The sequence below is a fragment of the Rhodococcus sp. PvR099 genome (assembly GCF_017833315.1).
Lineage (GTDB): Bacteria > Actinomycetota > Actinomycetes > Mycobacteriales > Mycobacteriaceae > Rhodococcus_G > Rhodococcus_G oryzae.
Window position 1 is genome coordinate 5,362,719 of the sequence record NZ_JAFIBV010000001.1, and the last position, 18,873, is coordinate 5,381,591.

The 18,873-nt window shown below is 70.2% G+C and carries 20 protein-coding genes; 15 read left to right on the forward strand and 5 right to left on the reverse strand.

From position 1 onward, the window contains the following. The first annotated feature begins 48 nt into the window (after positions 1 to 48). From JOE46_RS24725 to JOE46_RS24740, 4 genes are all read left to right on the forward strand, one after another. Positions 49 to 1,884, forward strand: coding sequence for an acyl-CoA dehydrogenase (locus JOE46_RS24725; RefSeq protein WP_097210385.1), 1,836 nt, complete (start codon positions 49 to 51; stop codon positions 1,882 to 1,884). A gap of 74 nt (positions 1,885 to 1,958) precedes the next feature. Continuing rightward, complete coding sequence (locus JOE46_RS24730; protein WP_143548381.1) at positions 1,959 to 2,204, forward strand: hypothetical protein; 246 nt, start codon at positions 1,959 to 1,961, stop codon at positions 2,202 to 2,204. Further along, complete coding sequence (locus JOE46_RS24735; protein WP_097210387.1) at positions 2,201 to 3,439, forward strand: hypothetical protein; 1,239 nt, start codon at positions 2,201 to 2,203, stop codon at positions 3,437 to 3,439. The genes JOE46_RS24730 and JOE46_RS24735 overlap by 4 nt, the downstream gene beginning before the upstream one ends. A gap of 23 nt (positions 3,440 to 3,462) precedes the next feature. After that, positions 3,463 to 3,627: a hypothetical protein gene (locus JOE46_RS24740; RefSeq protein ID WP_209928751.1), complete on the forward strand. Its 165-nt coding sequence runs from the start codon at positions 3,463 to 3,465 to the stop codon at positions 3,625 to 3,627. Here the strand turns inward: JOE46_RS24740 and JOE46_RS24745 are convergent. After that, complete coding sequence (locus tag JOE46_RS24745) at positions 3,603 to 4,427, reverse strand: hypothetical protein (protein ID WP_097210389.1); 825 nt, start codon at positions 4,425 to 4,427, stop codon at positions 3,603 to 3,605. The two genes, JOE46_RS24740 and JOE46_RS24745, sit on opposite strands and share 25 nt — an antisense overlap. Positions 4,428 to 4,472: 45 nt before the next feature. On the opposite strand from JOE46_RS24745, the gene JOE46_RS24750 reads away from it, so the two are divergent. From JOE46_RS24750 to glmS, 3 genes are all read left to right on the forward strand, one after another. Then, positions 4,473 to 5,555: an alpha/beta fold hydrolase gene (locus tag JOE46_RS24750; protein WP_097210390.1), complete on the forward strand. Its 1,083-nt coding sequence runs from the start codon at positions 4,473 to 4,475 to the stop codon at positions 5,553 to 5,555. Positions 5,556 to 5,758: 203 nt separating this feature from the next. Next, on the forward strand, positions 5,759 to 6,793 hold the full coding sequence (locus JOE46_RS24755; RefSeq protein ID WP_209928753.1) for a sialidase family protein: 1,035 nt from the start codon (positions 5,759 to 5,761) through the stop codon (positions 6,791 to 6,793). Positions 6,794 to 6,861: 68 nt separating this feature from the next. Continuing rightward, positions 6,862 to 8,727, forward strand: coding sequence for a glutamine--fructose-6-phosphate transaminase (isomerizing) (glmS, locus tag JOE46_RS24760; protein ID WP_097210392.1), 1,866 nt, complete (start codon positions 6,862 to 6,864; stop codon positions 8,725 to 8,727). Positions 8,728 to 8,742: 15 nt separating this feature from the next. On the opposite strand, the gene JOE46_RS24765 is transcribed toward glmS, so the two are convergent. After that, the gene (locus tag JOE46_RS24765) at positions 8,743 to 9,087 is read right to left on the reverse strand and encodes a plastocyanin/azurin family copper-binding protein (protein ID WP_097210393.1); all 345 of its coding nucleotides are present in this window, start codon (positions 9,085 to 9,087) and stop codon (positions 8,743 to 8,745) included. Between the two features lie 49 nt (positions 9,088 to 9,136). Here JOE46_RS24765 and JOE46_RS24770 point away from each other — a divergent pair, with 49 nt between their 5' ends. From JOE46_RS24770 to JOE46_RS24805, 8 genes are all read left to right on the forward strand, one after another. Continuing rightward, entirely contained in the window at positions 9,137 to 10,597 is a 1,461-nt protein-coding gene (locus JOE46_RS24770; RefSeq protein WP_097210394.1) for an NAD(P)H-hydrate dehydratase, read from the forward strand. Positions 10,598 to 10,697: 100 nt separating this feature from the next. Next, positions 10,698 to 11,855 (forward strand): alanine racemase, encoded by a 1,158-nt coding sequence (gene alr / locus JOE46_RS24775; RefSeq protein WP_097210635.1) that lies wholly within the window; start codon positions 10,698 to 10,700, stop codon positions 11,853 to 11,855. Then, complete coding sequence (locus JOE46_RS24780) at positions 11,852 to 12,928, forward strand: alpha/beta fold hydrolase (RefSeq protein WP_097210395.1); 1,077 nt, start codon at positions 11,852 to 11,854, stop codon at positions 12,926 to 12,928. The genes alr and JOE46_RS24780 overlap by 4 nt, the downstream gene beginning before the upstream one ends. Continuing rightward, positions 12,921 to 13,403 carry a tRNA (adenosine(37)-N6)-threonylcarbamoyltransferase complex ATPase subunit type 1 TsaE gene (tsaE, locus tag JOE46_RS24785; RefSeq protein ID WP_097210396.1) on the forward strand — a complete coding sequence of 161 codons (483 nt, stop codon included), beginning with the start codon at positions 12,921 to 12,923 and terminating at the stop codon, positions 13,401 to 13,403. Before JOE46_RS24780 ends, tsaE begins: the two co-directional genes overlap by 8 nt. Positions 13,404 to 13,418: 15 nt before the next feature. Further along, positions 13,419 to 14,063: a tRNA (adenosine(37)-N6)-threonylcarbamoyltransferase complex dimerization subunit type 1 TsaB gene (gene tsaB, locus JOE46_RS24790; RefSeq protein WP_097210397.1), complete on the forward strand. Its 645-nt coding sequence runs from the start codon at positions 13,419 to 13,421 to the stop codon at positions 14,061 to 14,063. Then, the gene (gene rimI / locus JOE46_RS24795; RefSeq protein ID WP_097210398.1) at positions 14,060 to 14,542 is read left to right on the forward strand and encodes a ribosomal protein S18-alanine N-acetyltransferase; all 483 of its coding nucleotides are present in this window, start codon (positions 14,060 to 14,062) and stop codon (positions 14,540 to 14,542) included. Before tsaB ends, rimI begins: the two co-directional genes overlap by 4 nt. After that, positions 14,539 to 15,591 carry a tRNA (adenosine(37)-N6)-threonylcarbamoyltransferase complex transferase subunit TsaD gene (gene tsaD / locus JOE46_RS24800; RefSeq protein WP_097210399.1) on the forward strand — a complete coding sequence of 351 codons (1,053 nt, stop codon included), beginning with the start codon at positions 14,539 to 14,541 and terminating at the stop codon, positions 15,589 to 15,591. Before rimI ends, tsaD begins: the two co-directional genes overlap by 4 nt. Then, entirely contained in the window at positions 15,581 to 16,123 is a 543-nt protein-coding gene (locus JOE46_RS24805; RefSeq protein WP_097210400.1) for a potassium channel family protein, read from the forward strand. Before tsaD ends, JOE46_RS24805 begins: the two co-directional genes overlap by 11 nt. Before the next feature lie 9 nt (positions 16,124 to 16,132). Here JOE46_RS24805 and JOE46_RS24810 read toward each other — a convergent pair whose 3' ends face one another. The 3 genes from JOE46_RS24810 to JOE46_RS24820 all read right to left on the reverse strand — a co-directional run bounded on the left by JOE46_RS24810 (position 16,133) and on the right by JOE46_RS24820 (position 18,785). Beyond that, complete coding sequence (locus tag JOE46_RS24810; RefSeq protein ID WP_097210401.1) at positions 16,133 to 16,576, reverse strand: Rrf2 family transcriptional regulator; 444 nt, start codon at positions 16,574 to 16,576, stop codon at positions 16,133 to 16,135. 43 nt (positions 16,577 to 16,619) lie between these two features. Beyond that, entirely contained in the window at positions 16,620 to 18,350 is a 1,731-nt protein-coding gene (locus JOE46_RS24815) for a TIGR03767 family metallophosphoesterase (protein WP_097210402.1), read from the reverse strand. Positions 18,351 to 18,434: 84 nt separating this feature from the next. After that, positions 18,435 to 18,785, reverse strand: coding sequence for a DoxX family protein (locus JOE46_RS24820; RefSeq protein ID WP_097210403.1), 351 nt, complete (start codon positions 18,783 to 18,785; stop codon positions 18,435 to 18,437). Between the last annotated feature and the right edge of the window lie 88 nt (positions 18,786 to 18,873).

Here is an 18,873-nt window from a genome sequence, read left to right on the forward strand (position 1 = left end):
GTCGGGCAGGCTTCTTTGCGAATCGACGACTAGGGAGGGTTCGGCGAGATGGGTCACTACAAGAGCAACGTGCGCGATATTGAGTTCAACCTGTTCGAGGTGCTCGGGATCGGAAAGCTGCTCGACGGTGGTGCCTACGGCGACCTCGACGCCGACACCGTGCGCAACATCCTCGCGGAGGTCGCGAGGCTGGCAGAGGGGCCGGTCGCCGCGTCCTTCGTCGACGCGGATCGCCATCCCGTCGAGTTCGACGCCCAGAACCACGCGATCGTCGTCCCCGATTCACTGCGCAAGACCGTCGAGGCGGTGAACGAGGCCGGGTGGTCACGCCTCGGCCTGCCCGAGGGCATGGGCGGTGTGCCCGCTCCGGCCCCCCTGGTCTGGGCGATCGGCGAGATGCTGGTCGCCGCGAACGGGTCGGCGAGCTTCTTCAACATGGGGCCGTTGATGGCCAGCGTGCTCTACACCGTCGGGACCGAACAGCAGAAGCACTGGGCCAAGGCCGGATTCGAGCGTGGGTGGGCGGGCACCATGGTGCTGACCGAACCGGACGCCGGGTCTGACGTCGGTGCGGGCCGCACGAAGGCGATCCAGCAGACCGACGGCACCTGGCACATCGAGGGCGTCAAGCGGTTCATCTCGGGCGGCGACGTCGGGGACACCGCCGAGAACCTGTTCCACCTGGTGCTGGCCCGTCCCGAGGGTGCGGGCCCGGGGACGAAGGGCCTGAGCCTGTTCTACGTCCCGAAGGTCCATTTCGATCCGGACACCCTCGAACTCGGCGATCGCAACGGCGTGTACGTCACCGGTGTCGAGCACAAGATGGGCATCAAGTCCTCACCCACGTGCGAGCTGACCTTCGGAGCCACCGATGTACCGGCCGTCGGCTGGCTCGTCGGCGAGGTACACAATGGCATCGCCCAGATGTTCCAGGTGATCGAGAACGCTCGAATGATGGTGGGCACCAAGGCTGCCGGGACGCTGTCGACCGGATACCTGAACGCCTTGGCCTACGCCAGGGAGCGCGTGCAGGGCGCGGACCTCACCGAGATGACGGACAAGTCCGCGCCCCGGGTGACCATCACCCACCATCCCGACGTGCGCCGCAGCCTGGCGATGCAGAAGGCGTACGCGGAGGGCCTGCGCGCGGTGTATCTCTACACCGCGGCGCATCAGAACGCCGATGTCGCCGAGTTGGTGTCCGGTGCCGACGCCGAGCTCGCCGAGCGGGTGAACGATCTGCTGCTGCCGATCGTCAAAGGCGTCGGCTCCGAGCGGGCCTACGAGTTGCTCACCGAGAGCCTGCAGACCCTCGGTGGTTCCGGCTACCTGCAGGACTACCCGATCGAGCAGTACATCCGCGATGCCAAGATCGACACCCTCTACGAGGGCACCACGGCGATCCAGGCACAGGACTTCTTCTTCCGGAAGATTGCCCGCGACCGTGGGGTCGCGCTCGCCCACGTGGCGGGTCAGGTGCGCCAGTTCATCGACAGCGCCGCGGGCAACGGCCGCCTCAAGACCGAACGGGCGCTGCTCGAGACCGCACTGACCGACGTGCAGGAGATGGCGGGGATCCTGACCGGCTACCTGATGGCCTCTCAGCAGCAGCCGTCCGAGCTGTACAAGGTCGGACTCGGCTCGGTGCGCTTCCTGTACGCCGTGGGAGACCTGCTCATCGCGTGGCGTCTGCTGGCTCAGGCCGAGGTGGCGCTGACCGCCCTCGACGGTGGCGCACCGGCCAAGGATCGGTCGTTCTATCGCGGCAAGGTCGCGGTCGCGTCGTTCTTCGCCAAGAATGTCCTGCCGCACCTGGCCGCGACGAAGGTGATCCTCGAGTCGATCGACAACGAGATCATGGAGCTGGAGGAAGAGGCCTTCTAGGTCACCGGAGGGAACCGAACGGGCACCGGCTGCGTCTGTACTCCTGACAGGTGTATCCGGCGGGGGGAGTCGTGGTGGGGGAGCGTTTCGAACTGGACGTGGCGGCGCTGCGAACCGTCACGGCGGGGTTCGTCACCTCCGCGGCAGCGCTGGACGCGGCGGCGGCGGCGCTGCGGAGCCGTGACGAACGGCTCGCCGGTCCCGTGCTGGCCTGGGCGGAGGCGACGAGGTCGAACGCGCACCGGCTGGATGCGGCGATCGCCGCGTATGCGTGGCAGGAAAGGGAGAACGCCGGGACCGTCGGCGGGGCGGACCGGTGAATCCGGCCGCTTCGGACGAACTGGCGTACTTCGCCCGGTTCCTGCCGAGGCTGGGGTCCGTGACCGAGCCGACGATCGACTACGACCAGCTCAGCGAGCGGTATTTCGGACTCGCCGTGAGCGATCTCGCGGCGCTGCGCGCGGACGCGGACGTCGTCGGGGCCGCGGTCGACACGATGCGCGCGCAGTGCGACGCGCAGCAGCAGCTGATCCTCGGCCTCGCGGCCGGGTGGGAGGGCGTCGCGGCCGACTCGGCGCTGGCGGCGCTCGACGCCGACCTCGATCGCGCCCGCGCGAGCACCGAGGCCATGGCAGGCGTGCACGCTGCCCTGCTGGCGGCCGCCGATGTCATCGCGACGGTGGTCGCGGCGAACGCCACCGTGATGGACGAACTCGACGCGACGCAGATCGCGGGGCGCACCCCGGCGGAGATCGACCTGATGATCGCGGTCGTGCGGCTCGAGTCCGGCGACAACGCGTGGGGGCTGTTGCGGCAGGCGTCCGGTCTGTTCGCCGAGCTGACCCCGATGATCCCGTCCGTGGTGCGTTCCGGGGCGCTGGTCGGCGACCGGCTTCTCGACGTCGCCGTCGACCTCACCTCGACGTGGCTGAGTGAAGTGTTCGTGCCGCACGTGCAGGCGCAGCTCTCATGTGTCCTCGAGCTGTGCGACGCGACCGCGAGGGCGATCGACGGCGCGCACCGATTGGTCTCGGACGCAATGGAACTCGCCGGCTCCGATCCGGACGGATTCGGTGCGGTCGACCGGGTGGACGATCCCGTCGCCGGATTCACCCCGGCGGCTCCCGCGCAGTCGCCCGTCGCGCCGGTGGCGGCCGCCGAACCGACGGTGACGATGGTCGTCGTCGAGACCACCGAGGGCCAGACCCTGCAGCTGGTGCGGGAGGATGGCGAGCCGAGAACCTACCGTGTCGAGATCGGAGCGGACGGTGAACCGAATCTGTGCGAATGCGATTCGCGGGCAACCGAATCCGCGCCGATCACGAAACCGCCGGAACCGCCTGCGTCGCCCGATCCCGCCGCCGACCAGGGGGATCACCCGGTGCCCGAACCCCCGGTGTCGGATGCCCCGGCGCCCGAACCCATGCCGCCAGTACCGACCCCGCGGCAGGCCCGCGACGGCAGGTCCAAGGCCCCCGCGTCGACCGTCGACGAGCGCCCCGCCGACCCGGCGCCGGAATCGGGGGCCGAACTGGCCGAGGCCGGTCCGCTGTGAGGAACCGGCTAAGGGCGGAATCGGTGCTCGCCGAGCATTCCGCCGCGCTCGAGCGGATCCGGGTCGCCATCGCGGACGCGAACCTCGCCGCCGAGGCGCGTTCGCGTCAATTGTGTTCCGCGGCAGTGGACTCACCGGCCGCGGAGACGGAGCCGGCCGACGGCTACCCGGTGAGCTGGCTCGTCTGATCGGCGGCCAGCTCGACGGCCAGGGAGCCAGGGAGGTGGGCGCCTGGCAGCGCGAACTGCTCGTACCGGGTCTCGCCGAGCAGGTGATAGAGCAGGTATCCGGTCAGCAGCGCGCGCGTCGTCTTCTGCGTCCGGCGCTCGGAACCGCCGAGTCCGAGCGCGCCGAGCATCCTGCGGCCCTCGGGGAGTCCGCCGGCCGAGCCGCCGTCGACCGTCCGCAGGATCGCCTGTCCGCCCCAGGCCTCGGCGATCGAGCGGGCATTGCAGTTCAGCGAATCGATGTCCTCGTCGCCCGCGATGATCAGCCCGGGACCCGCGAGGGTGGCTGCGGCTTTCTCGGCCGACGGCGAGGTCGGTGCCGGGAACAGTGCGGCGACGGCCGCGGCCGGGCCGTGCTGGGCGGCCGCGATCACCGCAGCGCCCGCCCCCATGCCGTGGCCGGCGTAGGCCACCCGGGTCGCGTCGACGCTGATCTTCCCGGGGCCGAGGCGCACGCCCGCACAGATGTCGACCGCGGTCCGCAGATCCGCGGCGAGGCCCAGGTGCGAGGGGACCGGCGTGCGCTGGGTGGCGGGTGCGGCCACTACCAGGCCCCAGGACGCGAGGTGGGTGAGGGTCTGGGCGTACCGGTCGACGCCGGTCATCCAGCCGTGCGCGAACGCGACCGCGGGCAGCGAGAAGCCTTCCGCCGGTGTGTACACCACACCGGGCTGGCCCGCGAGGGAGAGGTCGCCGCGCAGCACCTTGTGCGGACCGCGCTTAGATAGCTGAGAGGCCAGGGTCTTAGGAGTCGGCGCCACGAGGATGACCGTATCCGATCGAGAACCACGAGGGAGAAGCGACAAGTGTTTGGCATTCCGGTACCGGTGCCCCGCGATCTGACCCGCGCGTTCGAGAACGTGTGCGCCCGACTCGGGTCGAACGGGCTGGCGGACCTGCGGCCGACGCCGTCGGAGGTCGTCGACTCGAACGCCGAGCGCACGATCCGCCGGTTCCGCTCCGCCGACCGTGCGGCGACGGGTGTGCCCCTGCTCTTGGTCACGCCGCTGGCGGCCACCTCTGTCGCCTTCGACCTGCGCCGTGGCTGCAGCGTCGTGGAATACCTGATGGAAACCGGTCGTGACGTGTATGTCGTGGACTACGGCCCGGTGAACTTCCAGGACCGGACCCGCGGCTTCGAGCACTGGGTGGACGACGTGATCCCCGATGCGGTGCAGGTGGTCAGTGACGACGCGGGCGGCGCGCTCGTGCACCTCGCGGGCTGGTCGCTGGGCGGGATCTTCGCCGTCTATGCGGCCGCGGCACATCCGGAGTTGCCGTTGGCCTCACTGACCCCGATCGCCAGCCCGTTCGACCTGCGGCAGGTTCCGCTGTTCGCGACCCTGCGTCCGCTCGACCGGCTGTTCGGTCCCTATACCGTTGCGCCCCTCTATCGGGCGCTCGGAAACATCCCGGCCCCGCTGACCAGCCTCGGCTTCAAGGCGGCGAGTGTCGACAAGTATCTGACCAGGCCGTTCACCGTTCTCGCGAACCTCGACGACAGGGACCACCTCGAGCAGCTCGAGGCGGTGGACCGCTTCATGAACAGCATGTATGCGTACCCGGGTCGCACCTTCGGCCAGCTCTATCACGTGGTGATGCGGTCGAACGAGTTCGCGACCGGCCACATGGAGATCGGGGGCAGGCGGGTCAGTCTGAGCGAGATCGACGTACCGACCATGGTCATCGCGGGCGCGGGCGACGGGCTCGCGCCCGTGAAGGCCGTCCATCACCTCACCGAACTGCTCACAGGGGCGCCATCGGTCCGCTTCGGTGCGTTCCCCGGCGGGCACCTCGGCGTGCTCACCGGTCGCGCGGCCCGCGAGACGATGTGGCCCGCACTGGCCGACTTCCTGACCAGGTCCGAGCCGGATATCACAGCACAATAACTGCCGGTTGCGCACCCGGAATCGGAATGTCGCGAAAGCATCACGATCGGGGGTTCCGGTCTGTTTGAATTCGCGGGACTTCCCGACTATCCGGACGGTGCACCTTGCGCAGAGCAGCATATTGTCTCGCACTCTCGTTCCTGTTTCTCCTGGTCGCCGGTCCCACCCCCGCCATAGCGCAACCGGGTCCCTCGGTGCTCGGGGTGGGGGAGTATCCGCGCCTGGTCCGGCTCAAGCAGTCGGGCACGATCCTGGCGTCGATGACCAGCCGCGATGCGCAGGGTTACTTCTCTCCGATCCTCGAGAGCACCGACGACGGCGCCAGCTTCCATCCGATCGGCGCGGTCCGTGACCCCGAGGCCAACTCGGGGCTGTGCTGCAGCACCCTCTTCGAGGTGCCGCAGCAGGCCGGCCTGCTGCCTCCGGGAACGCTGCTGTGGGCGGGCACGGTCGGGTACGAGGCGGGCCGTGACAGGCGGATCGCCATCAAGGTGTGGGCGAGCTTGAACGGCGGCCGGGACTGGGTGCCGCTGGGCGTCGCTGCCAGGTCCCCGAACCACGAGGGCGTCTGGGAGCCCGAGTTCGTCGTCGACGCGGCGGGCACCCTGTGGCTGTACTACGCCGACGAGACCGAGATGCCGCGGCACTCACAGGTGCTGAGCAGGGTGTCCTCCGTCAACGGCCTGGACTGGGTCGACAAGCAGGTGATCCTCGCGCGTGATCCGCAGCGCGTGCGTCCCGGCATGGCCGTGGTGACCCGGCTGGCGGACGGACGGTTCGCCTCGACCTACGAGATGTGCAACTTCGGCGCCGAGTACTGCAGCCCGTACGTCAAGGTCTCGCACGACGGCGTCAACTGGGGTGCGACGACCGACCCGGGGGTCAGGGTGACCACCGCCGACGGCAGTTACTTCCAGCACTCGCCGTACCTGCAGTCCGTGCCGGGCGGGCCGAACGGCACCCGACTGGTGCTCGGCGGCCAGACCTACGTCGGCAAGGACGGCAAGCCGTCGGCGAAGAACGGCAGGGTCCTGCTCGCCAACGACAACTTCGGGGCCGGCAACTGGTTCGAGATCCCGGCGCCGGTGGCGGCGCCGAGCGCTAAGAACAAGACCTGTGCGAATTACAGCTCTCCGCTGCTGCCGGTCGCGGGTGGGTCCAGGGTTCTGCAGGTCGCCGTCGAACTGCACAACGGGGTGTGCACGGCGTTGTTCGGCACCGGGCCGGTCGCACCGTGACCCAGGTCACCCGGCGCCCACGCCCTCCCGGTCGGCAGGGGTTCGGCAGCCCAGTACCCTGGTGACCCATGTGCGGAATCGTGGGATACGTCGGCCACCGCCAGGCGCTGGACGTCGTGGTGGAGGCGCTGCGCCGGATGGAGTATCGCGGCTACGACTCGGCCGGTATCGCGGTCCTCGACGGTGTGGGCGGCGTCGCGATCGAGCGTAAGGCGGGCCGGCTGGCCAACCTCGAGGCCGAGCTCGCGGAGACCGGCACCGAGCGCTTCGTCGGCACCACGGGCATGGGCCACACCCGCTGGGCGACGCACGGCAGGCCGACCGACCGCAACGCGCACCCGCACCGGGACGCCGAGGGCAAGGTCGCGGTCGTGCACAACGGCATCATCGAGAACTTCGCGCCGCTGCGCGCCGAGCTCGAGAACGACGGCGTCGAGTTCGCCTCCGACACCGACACCGAGGTGGCGGTGCACCTGGTCTCGCGGGCCTACGCCTCCGGTGACACCGCCGGAGACTTCGTCGAGAGCGCCAGGACGGTGATCCGCCGCCTGGAGGGCGCGTTCACCCTGGTGTTCACGCACGCCGACCACCCGGACACCATCGTCGCGGCCCGCCGGTCCACCCCGCTGGTGATCGGCGTCGGCGAGGGCGAGACCTTCCTCGGATCCGACGTCGCGGCCTTCATCGAGCACACCCGCGATGCGGTCGAGCTCGGCCAGGACCAGGTCGTCGTCATCACCGCCGACGGCTACACGGTCACCGACTTCGACGGGAACGAGGACGTCCCCACGCGTCCGTTCCGGATCGACTGGGACCTCGCCGCCGCCGAGAAGGGCGGCCACGACTACTTCATGCTCAAGGAGATCGAGGAGCAGCCGGCCGCGGTGGCCGACACCCTGCTCGGGCATTTCGATGCCGGTCGCATCGTTCTCGACGAGCAGCGGCTCTCCGATCAGGAGCTCCGCGATGTGGACAAGGTGTTCGTCGTGGCCTGCGGCAGCGCCTACCACTCCGGCCTGCTCGCCAAGTATGCGATCGAGCACTGGACCAGGCTGCCGGTCGAGGTGGAGCTGGCGAGCGAATTCCGTTACCGCGACCCGGTTCTCGACCGCTCGACGCTCGTCGTCGCGATCTCGCAGTCCGGTGAGACCGCAGACACCCTCGAGGCGGTGCGGCACGCGAAGGACCAGAAGGCGCGAGTGCTCGCGGTGTGCAACACCAACGGGTCCCAGATCCCGCGCGAGGCCGACGCCGTCCTCTACACCCGGGCCGGACCGGAGATCGGTGTCGCGTCCACCAAGGCGTTCCTGGCCCAGGTGACCGCGAACTATCTGGTGGGGCTGGCGCTGGCGCAGGCGCGCGGCACCAAGTACCCGGACGAGGTGGCCAGGGAGTACCGCGATCTCGAGGCCATGCCGGACCTGGTCGCGCGCGTGCTGCAGACGGTCGAACCGGTCAGGGCGCTGGCGCGGGAACTGGCGCACTCGCCGACCGTGCTGTTCCTCGGACGCCACGTCGGGTATCCGGTGGCACTCGAGGGTGCGCTCAAGCTCAAGGAACTCGCGTACATCCACGCCGAGGGATTCGCCGCGGGCGAGCTCAAGCACGGGCCGATCGCGCTGATCGAGGAGGGCCTTCCGGTCATCGTCGTGATGCCGTCGCCGAAGGGCCGCGCGGTCCTGCACTCGAAGCTGGTCTCCAACATCCAGGAGATCAAGGCGCGCGGCGCACGGACCATCGTGATCGCGGAGGAGGGCGACGAGGCGGTGCGCGCGCACGCCGATCACCTCATCGAGATCCCGGCGGCGCCGAGCCTGCTGCAGCCGCTGCTGTCCACGGTCCCGCTGCAGGTGTTCGCGGCCGAGGTCGCGCAGACCCGCGGCTACGACGTGGACAAGCCGCGCAACCTGGCGAAGTCGGTCACCGTCGAATAGATGCGCGTGGCGCCGTCATCGCACGATGACGGTGCCGCTCATCTGCGGGTGCAGGGTGCATTCGTACGGGTAGGTGCCATGCCTCATGAACGTGTGGCTGAACTCGCCCTCGGACATCGTCTCGCTGGCGAAGTCGCCCTCTGCGGTGCCCTTCCCGGTCGCGGTGACGTTGTGTTCGGTGCCCTCGTCGTTGAACTCCCAGGTGACGGTGTCGCCGATGAGGATTCGTGAGGTGGACGGCCAGAAGGCATTGTTGTTGATCTCGACGGTCTTGTCCCGCGCCTGCGCCGGACTGCCGCTACCCACGAGTACCGATGCGACGAGCAGTCCGGTTGCGATGGTGGCGCCGAGTGCGCGCATGGATAAAGGGTAGCCCCGAACGACGGCCGTGGCGAGATACGGTGATTCGATGCGCGACTACTTCACGGCCGACCAGGTGCGGGCCGCCGAGGCCCCGCTGCTCGCCGCGCTTCCCGACGGCGCCCTGATGCGCCGCGCCGCGTACGGGTTGACCGCCGTGGTGGCGTCCGAACTACGTTCTCGCACTGGAGGTGTGGCGGGCAGGCGGGTGACTCTGCTCGTCGGCTCCGGCGACAACGGCGGGGACGCGCTGTGGGCGGGAGCGATGCTGCGCAGGCGCGGGGTCGCGGTCCAGGCGATCCTGCTCGACCCGGTCAGGGCCCACGCAGCGGGGCTGGCGGCGTTGCGCGCCGTCGGCGGGCGGGTCGAGGTGGGCGCCGACGCCGATCTCGGCGACCCCGACCTGGTGGTCGACGGCATCGTAGGGATCTCGGGCCGGGGGCCGTTGCGGCCGCCCGCCGCCGCGCTGGTGGCCAGGGTCGGCGTGCCGATCGTCGCGGTGGACCTGCCGAGCGGGGTCGATCCCGACACCGGGGTCACGGCGGGGCCCGCCGTGACGGCCTCGGTCACGGTCGCGTTCGGGGCGCTCAAGCCGGTGCACGCCCTCGCGGCCGCGCACTGCGGCCGGGTGGAACTCGTCGACATCGGCCTCGACCTCCCGGACGCCTCGGTGCGAACACCGACCGCGGCCGAGGTCGGCGCCCGCTGGCCGATGCCTGGACCTGCGGACGACAAGTACAGCCAGGGCGTGGTCGGGGTGATCGCGGGCAGCGCGCGCTATCCCGGTGCGGGCGTGCTGTGTGCGGGAGCCGCGGTCACCGCCACGTCCGGCATGGTTCGGTACGCGGGAACCGCTGCACCGCAGGTTCTCTCGCGCTGGCCGGAGGTGGTCGCGGTGGACGGGTTCGACGCCGCAGGCCGGGTGCAGGCCTGGGTGGTCGGCCCGGGGATGGGGGTCGACGAGGAAGCGCTGACGGTGCTGCGCGCGGTCCTCGGTACCGACCTGCCGGTGTTGGTGGACGCCGACGCACTCACTCTGGTGGCCGCGGAGCCAGGGCTCGTCACGGACCGGTCGGCGCCGACGTTGCTGACCCCCCATGCCGGGGAGTTCGCCCGGCTCACCGGGCACGCCTCCGCTTCGCAGAGATTGGCGGCCGACCGGGTGGCGGCGACCCGCGGCCTGGCGGCCGAGTGGGGGATCAGCGTGCTGCTCAAGGGACGGTGCACGGTGGTCGCAGATCCGGACGGATCGGTCCTGCTCAACGAGGCCGGTGGCTCCGCACCTGCGACCGCCGGCGCCGGGGACGTGCTGTCCGGCGTCATCGGGGCCCTCATGTCGACCGGTCTTGCGCCGCTGACCGCCGCGGCGATGGGCGCCCGCGCACACTCGCTGGCCGCCAACCTGGCCGCGGGGCAGGGCTCGGGCACGGCCGCGCCCATCTCGGCCGATGCACTGTTGTGCCAGGTCAGGGCGGCGGTGAGGGTGCTTCGTGCCCAAGCGGTGCCCTAAATGTGACCTCGTTAGTGATGGAAATCATTTGGCCTTTCGGTGGTCAATGGCAGGATCGTGGATCGTGACCTCCGACTTGTCCGTATGGGACGATCTGCGCATGACTTCCGCGGTTGGCCCGTACGCGCCGCAGGCGGAAGCGCTGATCGATCTCGATGCGATCGCCCACAACGTCCGCCTGTTGTGTGAACACGCGGGCGACGCCGCGGTGATGGCCGTGGTCAAGGCCGACGCCTACAACCACGGGGCGGCAGCGGTGGCGCGCACGGCGCTCGCATCCGGGGCCGCCGAGCTGGGGGTCACCACGGTCGAGGAGGCCCTGGAATTGCGGGCCGCGGGCATCGACGCGCCGATCCTGTCCTGGCTGCACACTCCCGACACGGACTTCACCGCCGCGATCGCCGCAGGAATCGAACTGAGCGTGTCCTCGCCCCGGCACCTGGGATCGGTGGTCGCGGCGGCCCGTGCGCTCGGGTCCACGGCGACCGTCACCCTCAAGGTCGACACCGGACTGGGGCGCAACGGTGTCTCGCCGTTCGAACTCGAGGACACCCTTCGGGATCTGGCCAGGGCGGAGGCCGAGGGTGCGGTGCGGCTGCGCGGGATGTTCTCCCACCTGGCACACGCCGACGAGCCGCACCACCCGATGATCGACACCCAGGCCGCCCGCCTCGAGCACGCCGTGGCCGAGGCCAGGCGGGTGGGACTGCGTCCGGAGCTGGTGCACCTGGCGAACTCGGCCGCCGTGCTGACCCGGCCGGACCTGCGTTTCGACATGGTCCGTCCCGGCATCGCGATCTACGGGCTCTCTCCGGTGCCGGAACTCGGCGGATTCGGACTGCGGCCCGCCATGACACTGCGGGCGCGGGTGGCGCTGGTGAAGAAGATCGCCGCGGGCGAGGGCGTGTCGTACGGGCACACCTGGATCGCGCCCCGCGACACCACGGTCGCCCTGCTGCCGGTCGGCTACGCCGACGGCATCCCGCGCGCCCTCGGCGGCCGCTTCGAGGTGCAGATCGGTGGTCGGCGCCACCCACAGATCGGCCGGGTGTGCATGGATCAGGTGGTGGTGGACCTCGGACCGGATCCTGCGGGGATCGCGGAGGGCGACGTGGCGGTGCTGTTCGGCAGCGGCGACGACGGCGAACCGGTGGCCCAGGACTGGGCCGACGCACTCGACACCATCCACTACGAAGTGGTGACCGGGGTTCGGGGGCGAATCGTCCGGGGCTTCACCGGCAGGGAGGACCTGCGATGAATCCGTTCGGGAAGGCGGGCCTCGTCGGAGGTGCGGTCAGCGCCGCCGCGCTCGGCGCGCTCGCGGGGGTCACCGTCGGGCACCGTCCGGCCGCCCGCCGCGGTGGCAGGCGAGACCGGTACGCCAAGGAGGACTTCCGGTTGATGAGCGCCGACCGCGGCAGCATCGTCGCGGCCGAGGACGGCACGGCGCTCGCGGTCCGGGAGGTAGGTCCCGCGGACGCACCCCTCACGGTGGTCTTCGTGCACGGCTACTGCCTGCGCATGGAGTCCTGGCATTTTCAACGGCGCCAGCTCGAGAAGCGTTGGGGCAAGGCCGTTCGAATGGTCTTCTTCGATCAGCGTGGGCACGGCCGGTCCGCGGTCCCCGCATCCGCGAGCTGCACCATCGGTCAGCTGGGCCGGGATCTCGATGTGATCCTCCAGGCCGTCGCGCCCAGGGGCCCCGTGGTGCTCGTCGGACACTCGATGGGCGGTATGACGATACTGGCGCTGGCCAGGCAGGTGCCGGAGTTGTTCGGCACCAAGGTGATCGGGGTCGGGCTCATCTCCACCGCGGCCGAGGGCCTGAACAAGACCGGGCTGAGCAGGAACCTGCAGAACCCCGTGATCGACGCGTTCCGGCTCGCGGTCCGCACCTCGCCGGGTCTGGTCCAGTTCGGGCGCGGCGCCGCACGCATGCTGATCTCCCCGATCCTGCGCTCCGCCTCGTACGGCACCGATGTCAGTCCTTCGCTGATGCGGTTCTCCGAGTGGATGCTCAACCAGACGTCGGTGACCACGATCGTGAACTTCCTCAAATCACTTGAGCTGCACGATGAATCGGCGGCGCTTCCGGTCATCGCCGAGCTGCCCTCGCTGGTGCTCTGCGGGGACGCGGACATGATCCTGCCCTTCTCCCAGTCCGAGGCCATGGCGGCCGAGCTGCCGGAGTCCGAGCTGGTGCGCGTGGTCGGCGGCGGGCACCTGGTGCAGCTCGAGTTCCCGATCCGGGTGACGGACGCGATCGACCGACTCGTCGGCCGCTCCATCGCCGAGCAGGGCGATTCCGAACGGACGGTTGTCGGTGGCTGACCACGATCCGCGCACGATCCACCTGCCGACGACCGAGGACACCGAGGCGTTCGGCAGGCGCCTCGCCCTGGAGCTGAACGCGGGCGACCTGGTGGTGCTCGACGGCCCGCTCGGTGCTGGTAAGACTGCGCTCTCGCGGGGGATCGCGGCCGGGCTCGGCGTGCAGGGCCGGGTCAGCTCGCCGACGTTCATCATCGCCCGCGAGCATCGCGCGGGCGGCGAGCGGCCCGGTGGCGGTGAGCCGGTGGCGATGGTGCACGTCGACGCGTACCGGCTCGGCATCGGCGCCGATCCGGGACAGACCTTCGACGAACTGGACGCCCTGGACCTGGACACGGACCTCGCGGGTGCCGTCGTGGTGGTCGAGTGGGGCGAGGGCGTCGTCGAGCACCTGGCCGAGCGGCATCTGCTGGTGCGGTTGCGGCGCGAACCGGAGTCGGACGTGCGCACGGCGCAATGGGCCTGGGTCTCCTAGGTATCCTCGGTAACCGTGCTCGTACTCGCGGTCGATACCGCCACGCCTGCCGTAACAGCCGGGGTGGTGCGCCTTGAGGGCGACACCCCACGAACCCTGGCGACCCGGATCACGGTCAACGCGAGGGCCCACGCGGAGGTGCTGACCCCGCACATCCTCGAATGCCTCGCGGAGGCGGGCTTCGCCCCGTCGGACCTCGATGCCGTCGTGGTCGGTTGTGGCCCCGGCCCGTTCACCGGCCTGCGGGTCGGCATGGCCACGGCGGCCGCGTTCGGCGATGCCCTCGGGATTCCCGTGCACGGTGTCTGCAGCCTGGACGCGATCGCGATCGAGGCCGCGCTGGGACGGGATCTGCTGGTGGTCACCGATGCCCGTCGCCGCGAGGTGTACTGGGCGCGCTACAGCGGCGGTGCCCGCGTGCAGGGCCCGGAGGTGAACAAGCCCGCGGACCTCGAGCCGACTCCTTCCCAGGCGATCGCGGGATCGGCCGGTCACGTCGACCTGTTCGACCTGCCCGTGGAGCCGGTCGAGACGCCGTCGCCCTCGGGTCTGGTCGCGGTGGCCGTGGCAGCACTGCGTTCCGGTGCGGAGCCCGCGCCGTTGGTGCCGCTGTACCTGCGTCGCCCCGACGCGGTCGCCATCGCGGACCGGAAGAAATGACCGCGCGGATCGTCGGGATGACCGCGGCCGACGCAACCCGCTGCGAGGAGCTGGAGACGGTGCTGTTCCCCGGTGACAGCCCGTGGAGCGCGGAGGCGTTCCGGTCGGAGCTGACCGGGCAGCACAACCGCTACTTCGTCGCCCGCGCCGAGTCCGGCACCATGCTCGGCTACGCGGGGATCGCGTTGCTCGGGCGTGGGGCCGACGCCGAGTCCGAGGTGCACACCATCGGGGTCGATCCCGCCCACCAGCGACTGGGCCTCGGCGCGCAACTGCTCGACGCGCTGCTGCGGGAGGCCGATGAACACGGCGGTCCTGTGTTCCTCGAGGTCCGCACGGACAACGAGCCGGCCATCGCCCTGTACCGGGGAACGGGTTTCGAGATCGTCGGGACCCGAAGGAACTACTACCAGCCCAGCGGCGCCGACGCGTACACCATGCGCAGGCCCGCCGCCCGGGTCGAGGGGCAGCTGTCATGATCGTGATGGGGATCGAGAGCTCGTGCGACGAAACGGGCGTCGGCATCGTCCGGTGGCACGAGGACGGCACCTGTGAGCTCCTAGCCGACGAGGTGGCCTCGAGCGTCGATCAGCACGCCCGCTACGGAGGCGTGGTGCCGGAGGTGGCCTCGCGTGCCCATCTCGAGGCGATCGTCCCGACCATGCGGCGGGCCCTCGCACAGGCGGGGATCGCGAAGCCGGACGCGCTCGCGGTGACCATCGGACCGGGGCTTGCCGGGGCGCTGCTGGTCGGCGCGGCCGCCGCGAAGGCGTACGCCGCGGCCTGGGATGTGCCGTTCTATGCGCTGAACCACCTGGGCGGGCACGTCGCGGTGGACACCCTCGAGCACGGCCCGATGCCGCCGTGCGTTGCCCTCCTGGTCTCGGGCGGTCACACCCACCTGCTGCACGTCGAGGACCTGGCGCGGCCGATCGTCGAGCTCGGCACCACAGTGGACGACGCCGCGGGTGAGGCATTCGACAAGGTGGCCCGGCTGCTCGGACTCGGGTTCCCCGGCGGCCCGGCACTGGATGCGGCCGCGCAGGAAGGGGATCCGCGGGCTATCGCCTTTCCTCGCGGCATGACCGGACCGCGCGACGCCCGCTACGACTTCTCGTTCTCCGGGCTCAAGACGGCGGTCGCGCGCTTCGTGGAGTCGAAGGAGCGGGCGGGGGAGACGCTCCCGATCCCCGACATCGCGGCGTCCTTCCAGGAGGCGGTGGCCGATGTGCTCACCATGAAGGCGGTGCGAGCGGCGACCGACGTCGGCGTCGACACGCTGGTGCTCGGCGGCGGGGCAACCGCCAATTCACGTATCCGTTCGCTCGCCGAGGAGCGTTGCGCCGAGGCCGGTTTGACCCTTCGCATCCCCAAGCCGCGCTTGTGCACCGACAATGGGGTGATGATCGCCGCATTGGGAGCGCACGTCATCGCCGGGGGCGCCACGCCGTCTCCGTTGACGGTCGCCACGGATCCGGGCCTCTCGGTGACCGTCAGCCAGTCACGGACGGCGAGCGATGGTCGATGACCGGATCGAGAAGCTGCCGAAGGAGCAGCGGCGCAGGCTGATCCGGCGCGTCGCCATCCGCACGCTCCTGAGTGCGGCCGCGCTGGTGTTCGTGTACTTCGTCATCCCGATGCAGAACCTGGAATCCGCCTCCGCGATCGGCGGGCTGGTGCTGGGGCTGGTCTTCGTCGGCGCGCTCTTCGCCTGGCAGATCCGGAAGATCGTGCGCGCGGAGCATCCGGGGCTGCAGGCGATCGAGGGCCTCGGGCTGATGCTGCCGGGGTACCTGCTCGCGTTCGCGACGCTGTACCACCTGATGTCCCTGTCGGGGCCGGAGAACTTCAACGAGCCGCTGACGAAGATCGATTCGGTGTACTTCACGCTGGTGTGCTTCTCGACTGTCGGGTTCGGGGACATCACCGCGACCACCGAGGTCTCCAGGGCCGTCGTCTCGGCGCAGATCGTGGGGAACCTGTTCCTGCTCGCGGTCGGTGTCCGCATCATCACGGCCGCGGTGCGGCTGGGACAGCGACGCAAGGACGCCGCGACGTGAGCGCCGGCGTCAGGCCCTGACGGGGGCGGACAACTCCAGCAGGGTCAGCCCGGTCGGCGCCCGGAGCAGGTCGTCGATGGTGACCCCGTCGAGGGAGTCATAGAAGGCGATCTGGGCGCGGCGCAGTGCGCTGCGGAGACGGCAGCCGCTGCGCAGCGGGCACGGATGGTCGCCCTCGCAGTTCACGACCTCCTCGTCGCCCTCGAGGGCGCGGGCGAGCGTGCCCACCGAGGTGTGCCGACCCGCCTCGGTGATCGTGAGCCCGCCGCCCCGACCGCGGCGGGCTTCGACCATGCCGAGTTCGCGTAGCCGGACAACGACCTTGGCCGTGTGCGTGTACGGAATCGACATCTGATCCGCCACCTGACTTGTCGTCAGGCCGCCGCCTCCAGGGGAGGCGGCCAGGCGCATCACCACGCGCAGCCCAAGGTCGGTGAAACGCGTCAGCTGCACGTACCGACCGTATGATACTTGCATCTGAGATGCAACAAAACCGTCATGCGCGCGGCGAGACCAGCACCAGTTCGGTGTTGTGATCGACGGATCCGCCCAGCAGCTTCGGGTCGGCGTGGATGTCGTTGAAGGACAACTCGCGGTACAGCGAGGCCAGGCCCTCCTGGCTGAAGTCCCCGTGCCGGACCTCGTACGGGCTGTCCGACTCGACGAGCGTGGTCAGCAGCGAGAGCGTGCCGTCGGTGTTGTCGACAACCTCGATCAGCCGCGCGTGCTGCGGGAAGTCGATGTGCGAGGCGGTGTTGATCTCCCAGAAGCCCTGTGCGGCAGTTGCACCCGGGTGCGGCGTGATCTTGTTCTCGTGGGTGTGCCCGTTCACCCAGGCGAGCACGTTCGGGAAGCGGTGCAGCAGGTCCAGCAGCTCGGCGCCGGAGTGACGGCGCTCGCCGGGATTCTCGGGGTCGGGGATCAGGTTGTCCATCGTGCCGCTGGTGTGGTGGCTGAACAACAGGAAGTAGGTGTCCTGCCGGGACTGCGTCACCGGGCGGCCGCCCGCGTCGAAGAAGCGGCTGCTGCCCGCCTGCAGGGTCTGTTCGATCCAGCGGAACTGGGCCTCGCCGAGGGAGCCGTCGACGAAACCGGCGCGGTTGGTGGAGTCCATGCTGATACCGACCACGCCCGGCGCGATCTCGAACGAGTAGAAGCCGATGCCGGTCTCGCCCGCGTCGGGGGCGAAGCCGTGCCCGACGGGTCCGGGGCCCGCGTTCCTGGGGTCGAGGTGGGCGGCGATGTACTGCCGCGGGGTGAACGGTGCCCGGTTGCCGTCGGGCGTGACGATGCGCGGCGGGGTGGTGACCGCGGCGAGGATGCTTGGCAGCGCAGCCGGATCCGAGCTCGCGGCGCTGCCGATCGCGCGGGCCTGCTCGGAATCGGGCGCCTCGATCTTGATCGAGCCGGTGTACATGGCCTCGAGCGGTCCGATTCCGCTGGGGATGGTGCCCTGGATCGAGTCGTCGTGGTTGCCGAACACGCTGTACCAGGGGGTGCGCAGGCCCGGGCTCGTGACGGGGGTGAGGGCCGCAGCGCCGAGCAGTCCCGGCATCTCCGGGAAGCCGGCCTTCTTGTAGATGTCGCGGATCGGTGACTCGGGGTTCCAGTACAGGTCCGCCCCGGAGTTCTGTACGCCCTCATAGCGATCCGCGGCACCGGTGTTCGGGATGAAGGTGCCGCCGTTGAGCGCGGTCAGCAGCCAGCCGAGCTCCGCGTGCTCCTTGTTGTCGGTGTTGTCGCCGGTGGTCACCACGGCGTCGAACGCGCGGCGGGTGTGCGGGCCGCCGGGCAGGGAGTTGATCCGCGACACGAGCGAGACCAGGCCCTGCGTGGTGAGCGTCTCGTGCGGTCGGAACGCCGACCCGTTCAGCGGATGCACGTACTCGAAACGCATGGGGGACTGGGCGTCGAGGATGTGCAGGTCGGTCAGCTGCACCACGGACGCGAGGGCGGTCCTGCGCTCCTCGCGTCCCGACCGTGCCTCGGCGAGCTCGCCCCGCACGATCATCGGCCACCCGGGGCCCGCGGTGAGCGTCCGGTAGCCGGTTCCGCCGACCGGAGTTGCGACGGCCTCGAGGGTGGTGCCTGCGAAGGAGGCGGGCAGCGTGTCGGCCGCGGCGTACCAGGTACCCCACGGCGCTCTCCCGAATGCGCCGGCCCCGAGGGTTCCCGCGGCTCCGAGTCCGGCCAGTCCGATGAATGCGCGCCTGCTGATGTTTGCCACGGCGACGACTCTAGGTCACCTGCCGTACACCTCGGGTTCACGCCGCCGTCCCGCGACATCGGCCGCGACTGCGCGGCCGGTCGATCAACTCGACGCGAGGCGCAGAACGAGCGCGGCGACGGCGAGCGCCGCGTACGTGAGCGGGACGGGGAGGTGCTTCGGGTCGTGGGCGAGGATGTGGACGACGACGGCCACGGTGAAGTAGCAGATCACCCCGATCGCGGCGGCGACGCCGAGCGGGGCCAGCGCCAGGCCGAGGGCCAGGCCGGCGGCGCCGGCGAGGAGGACTCCCGCCAGCGAGTTCAGGCGGTTCTCGGGCACACCGAGCTCGGCGTATTCCCGAACCACCGCCTCCCGGTTGCTCAGCTTCCGGATGGCCGCGTACCCGAGGAGTGCGGCGAGCAGAACGGTCACGATGACGGTGGCGACGAACATGGTGAACTCCGGTCCTGACCCCCCAATCCACACAAATCTCGCATCGAGCACCTAAGTACCCGCCGACCTTGAGCGCTGGCACTCGCAT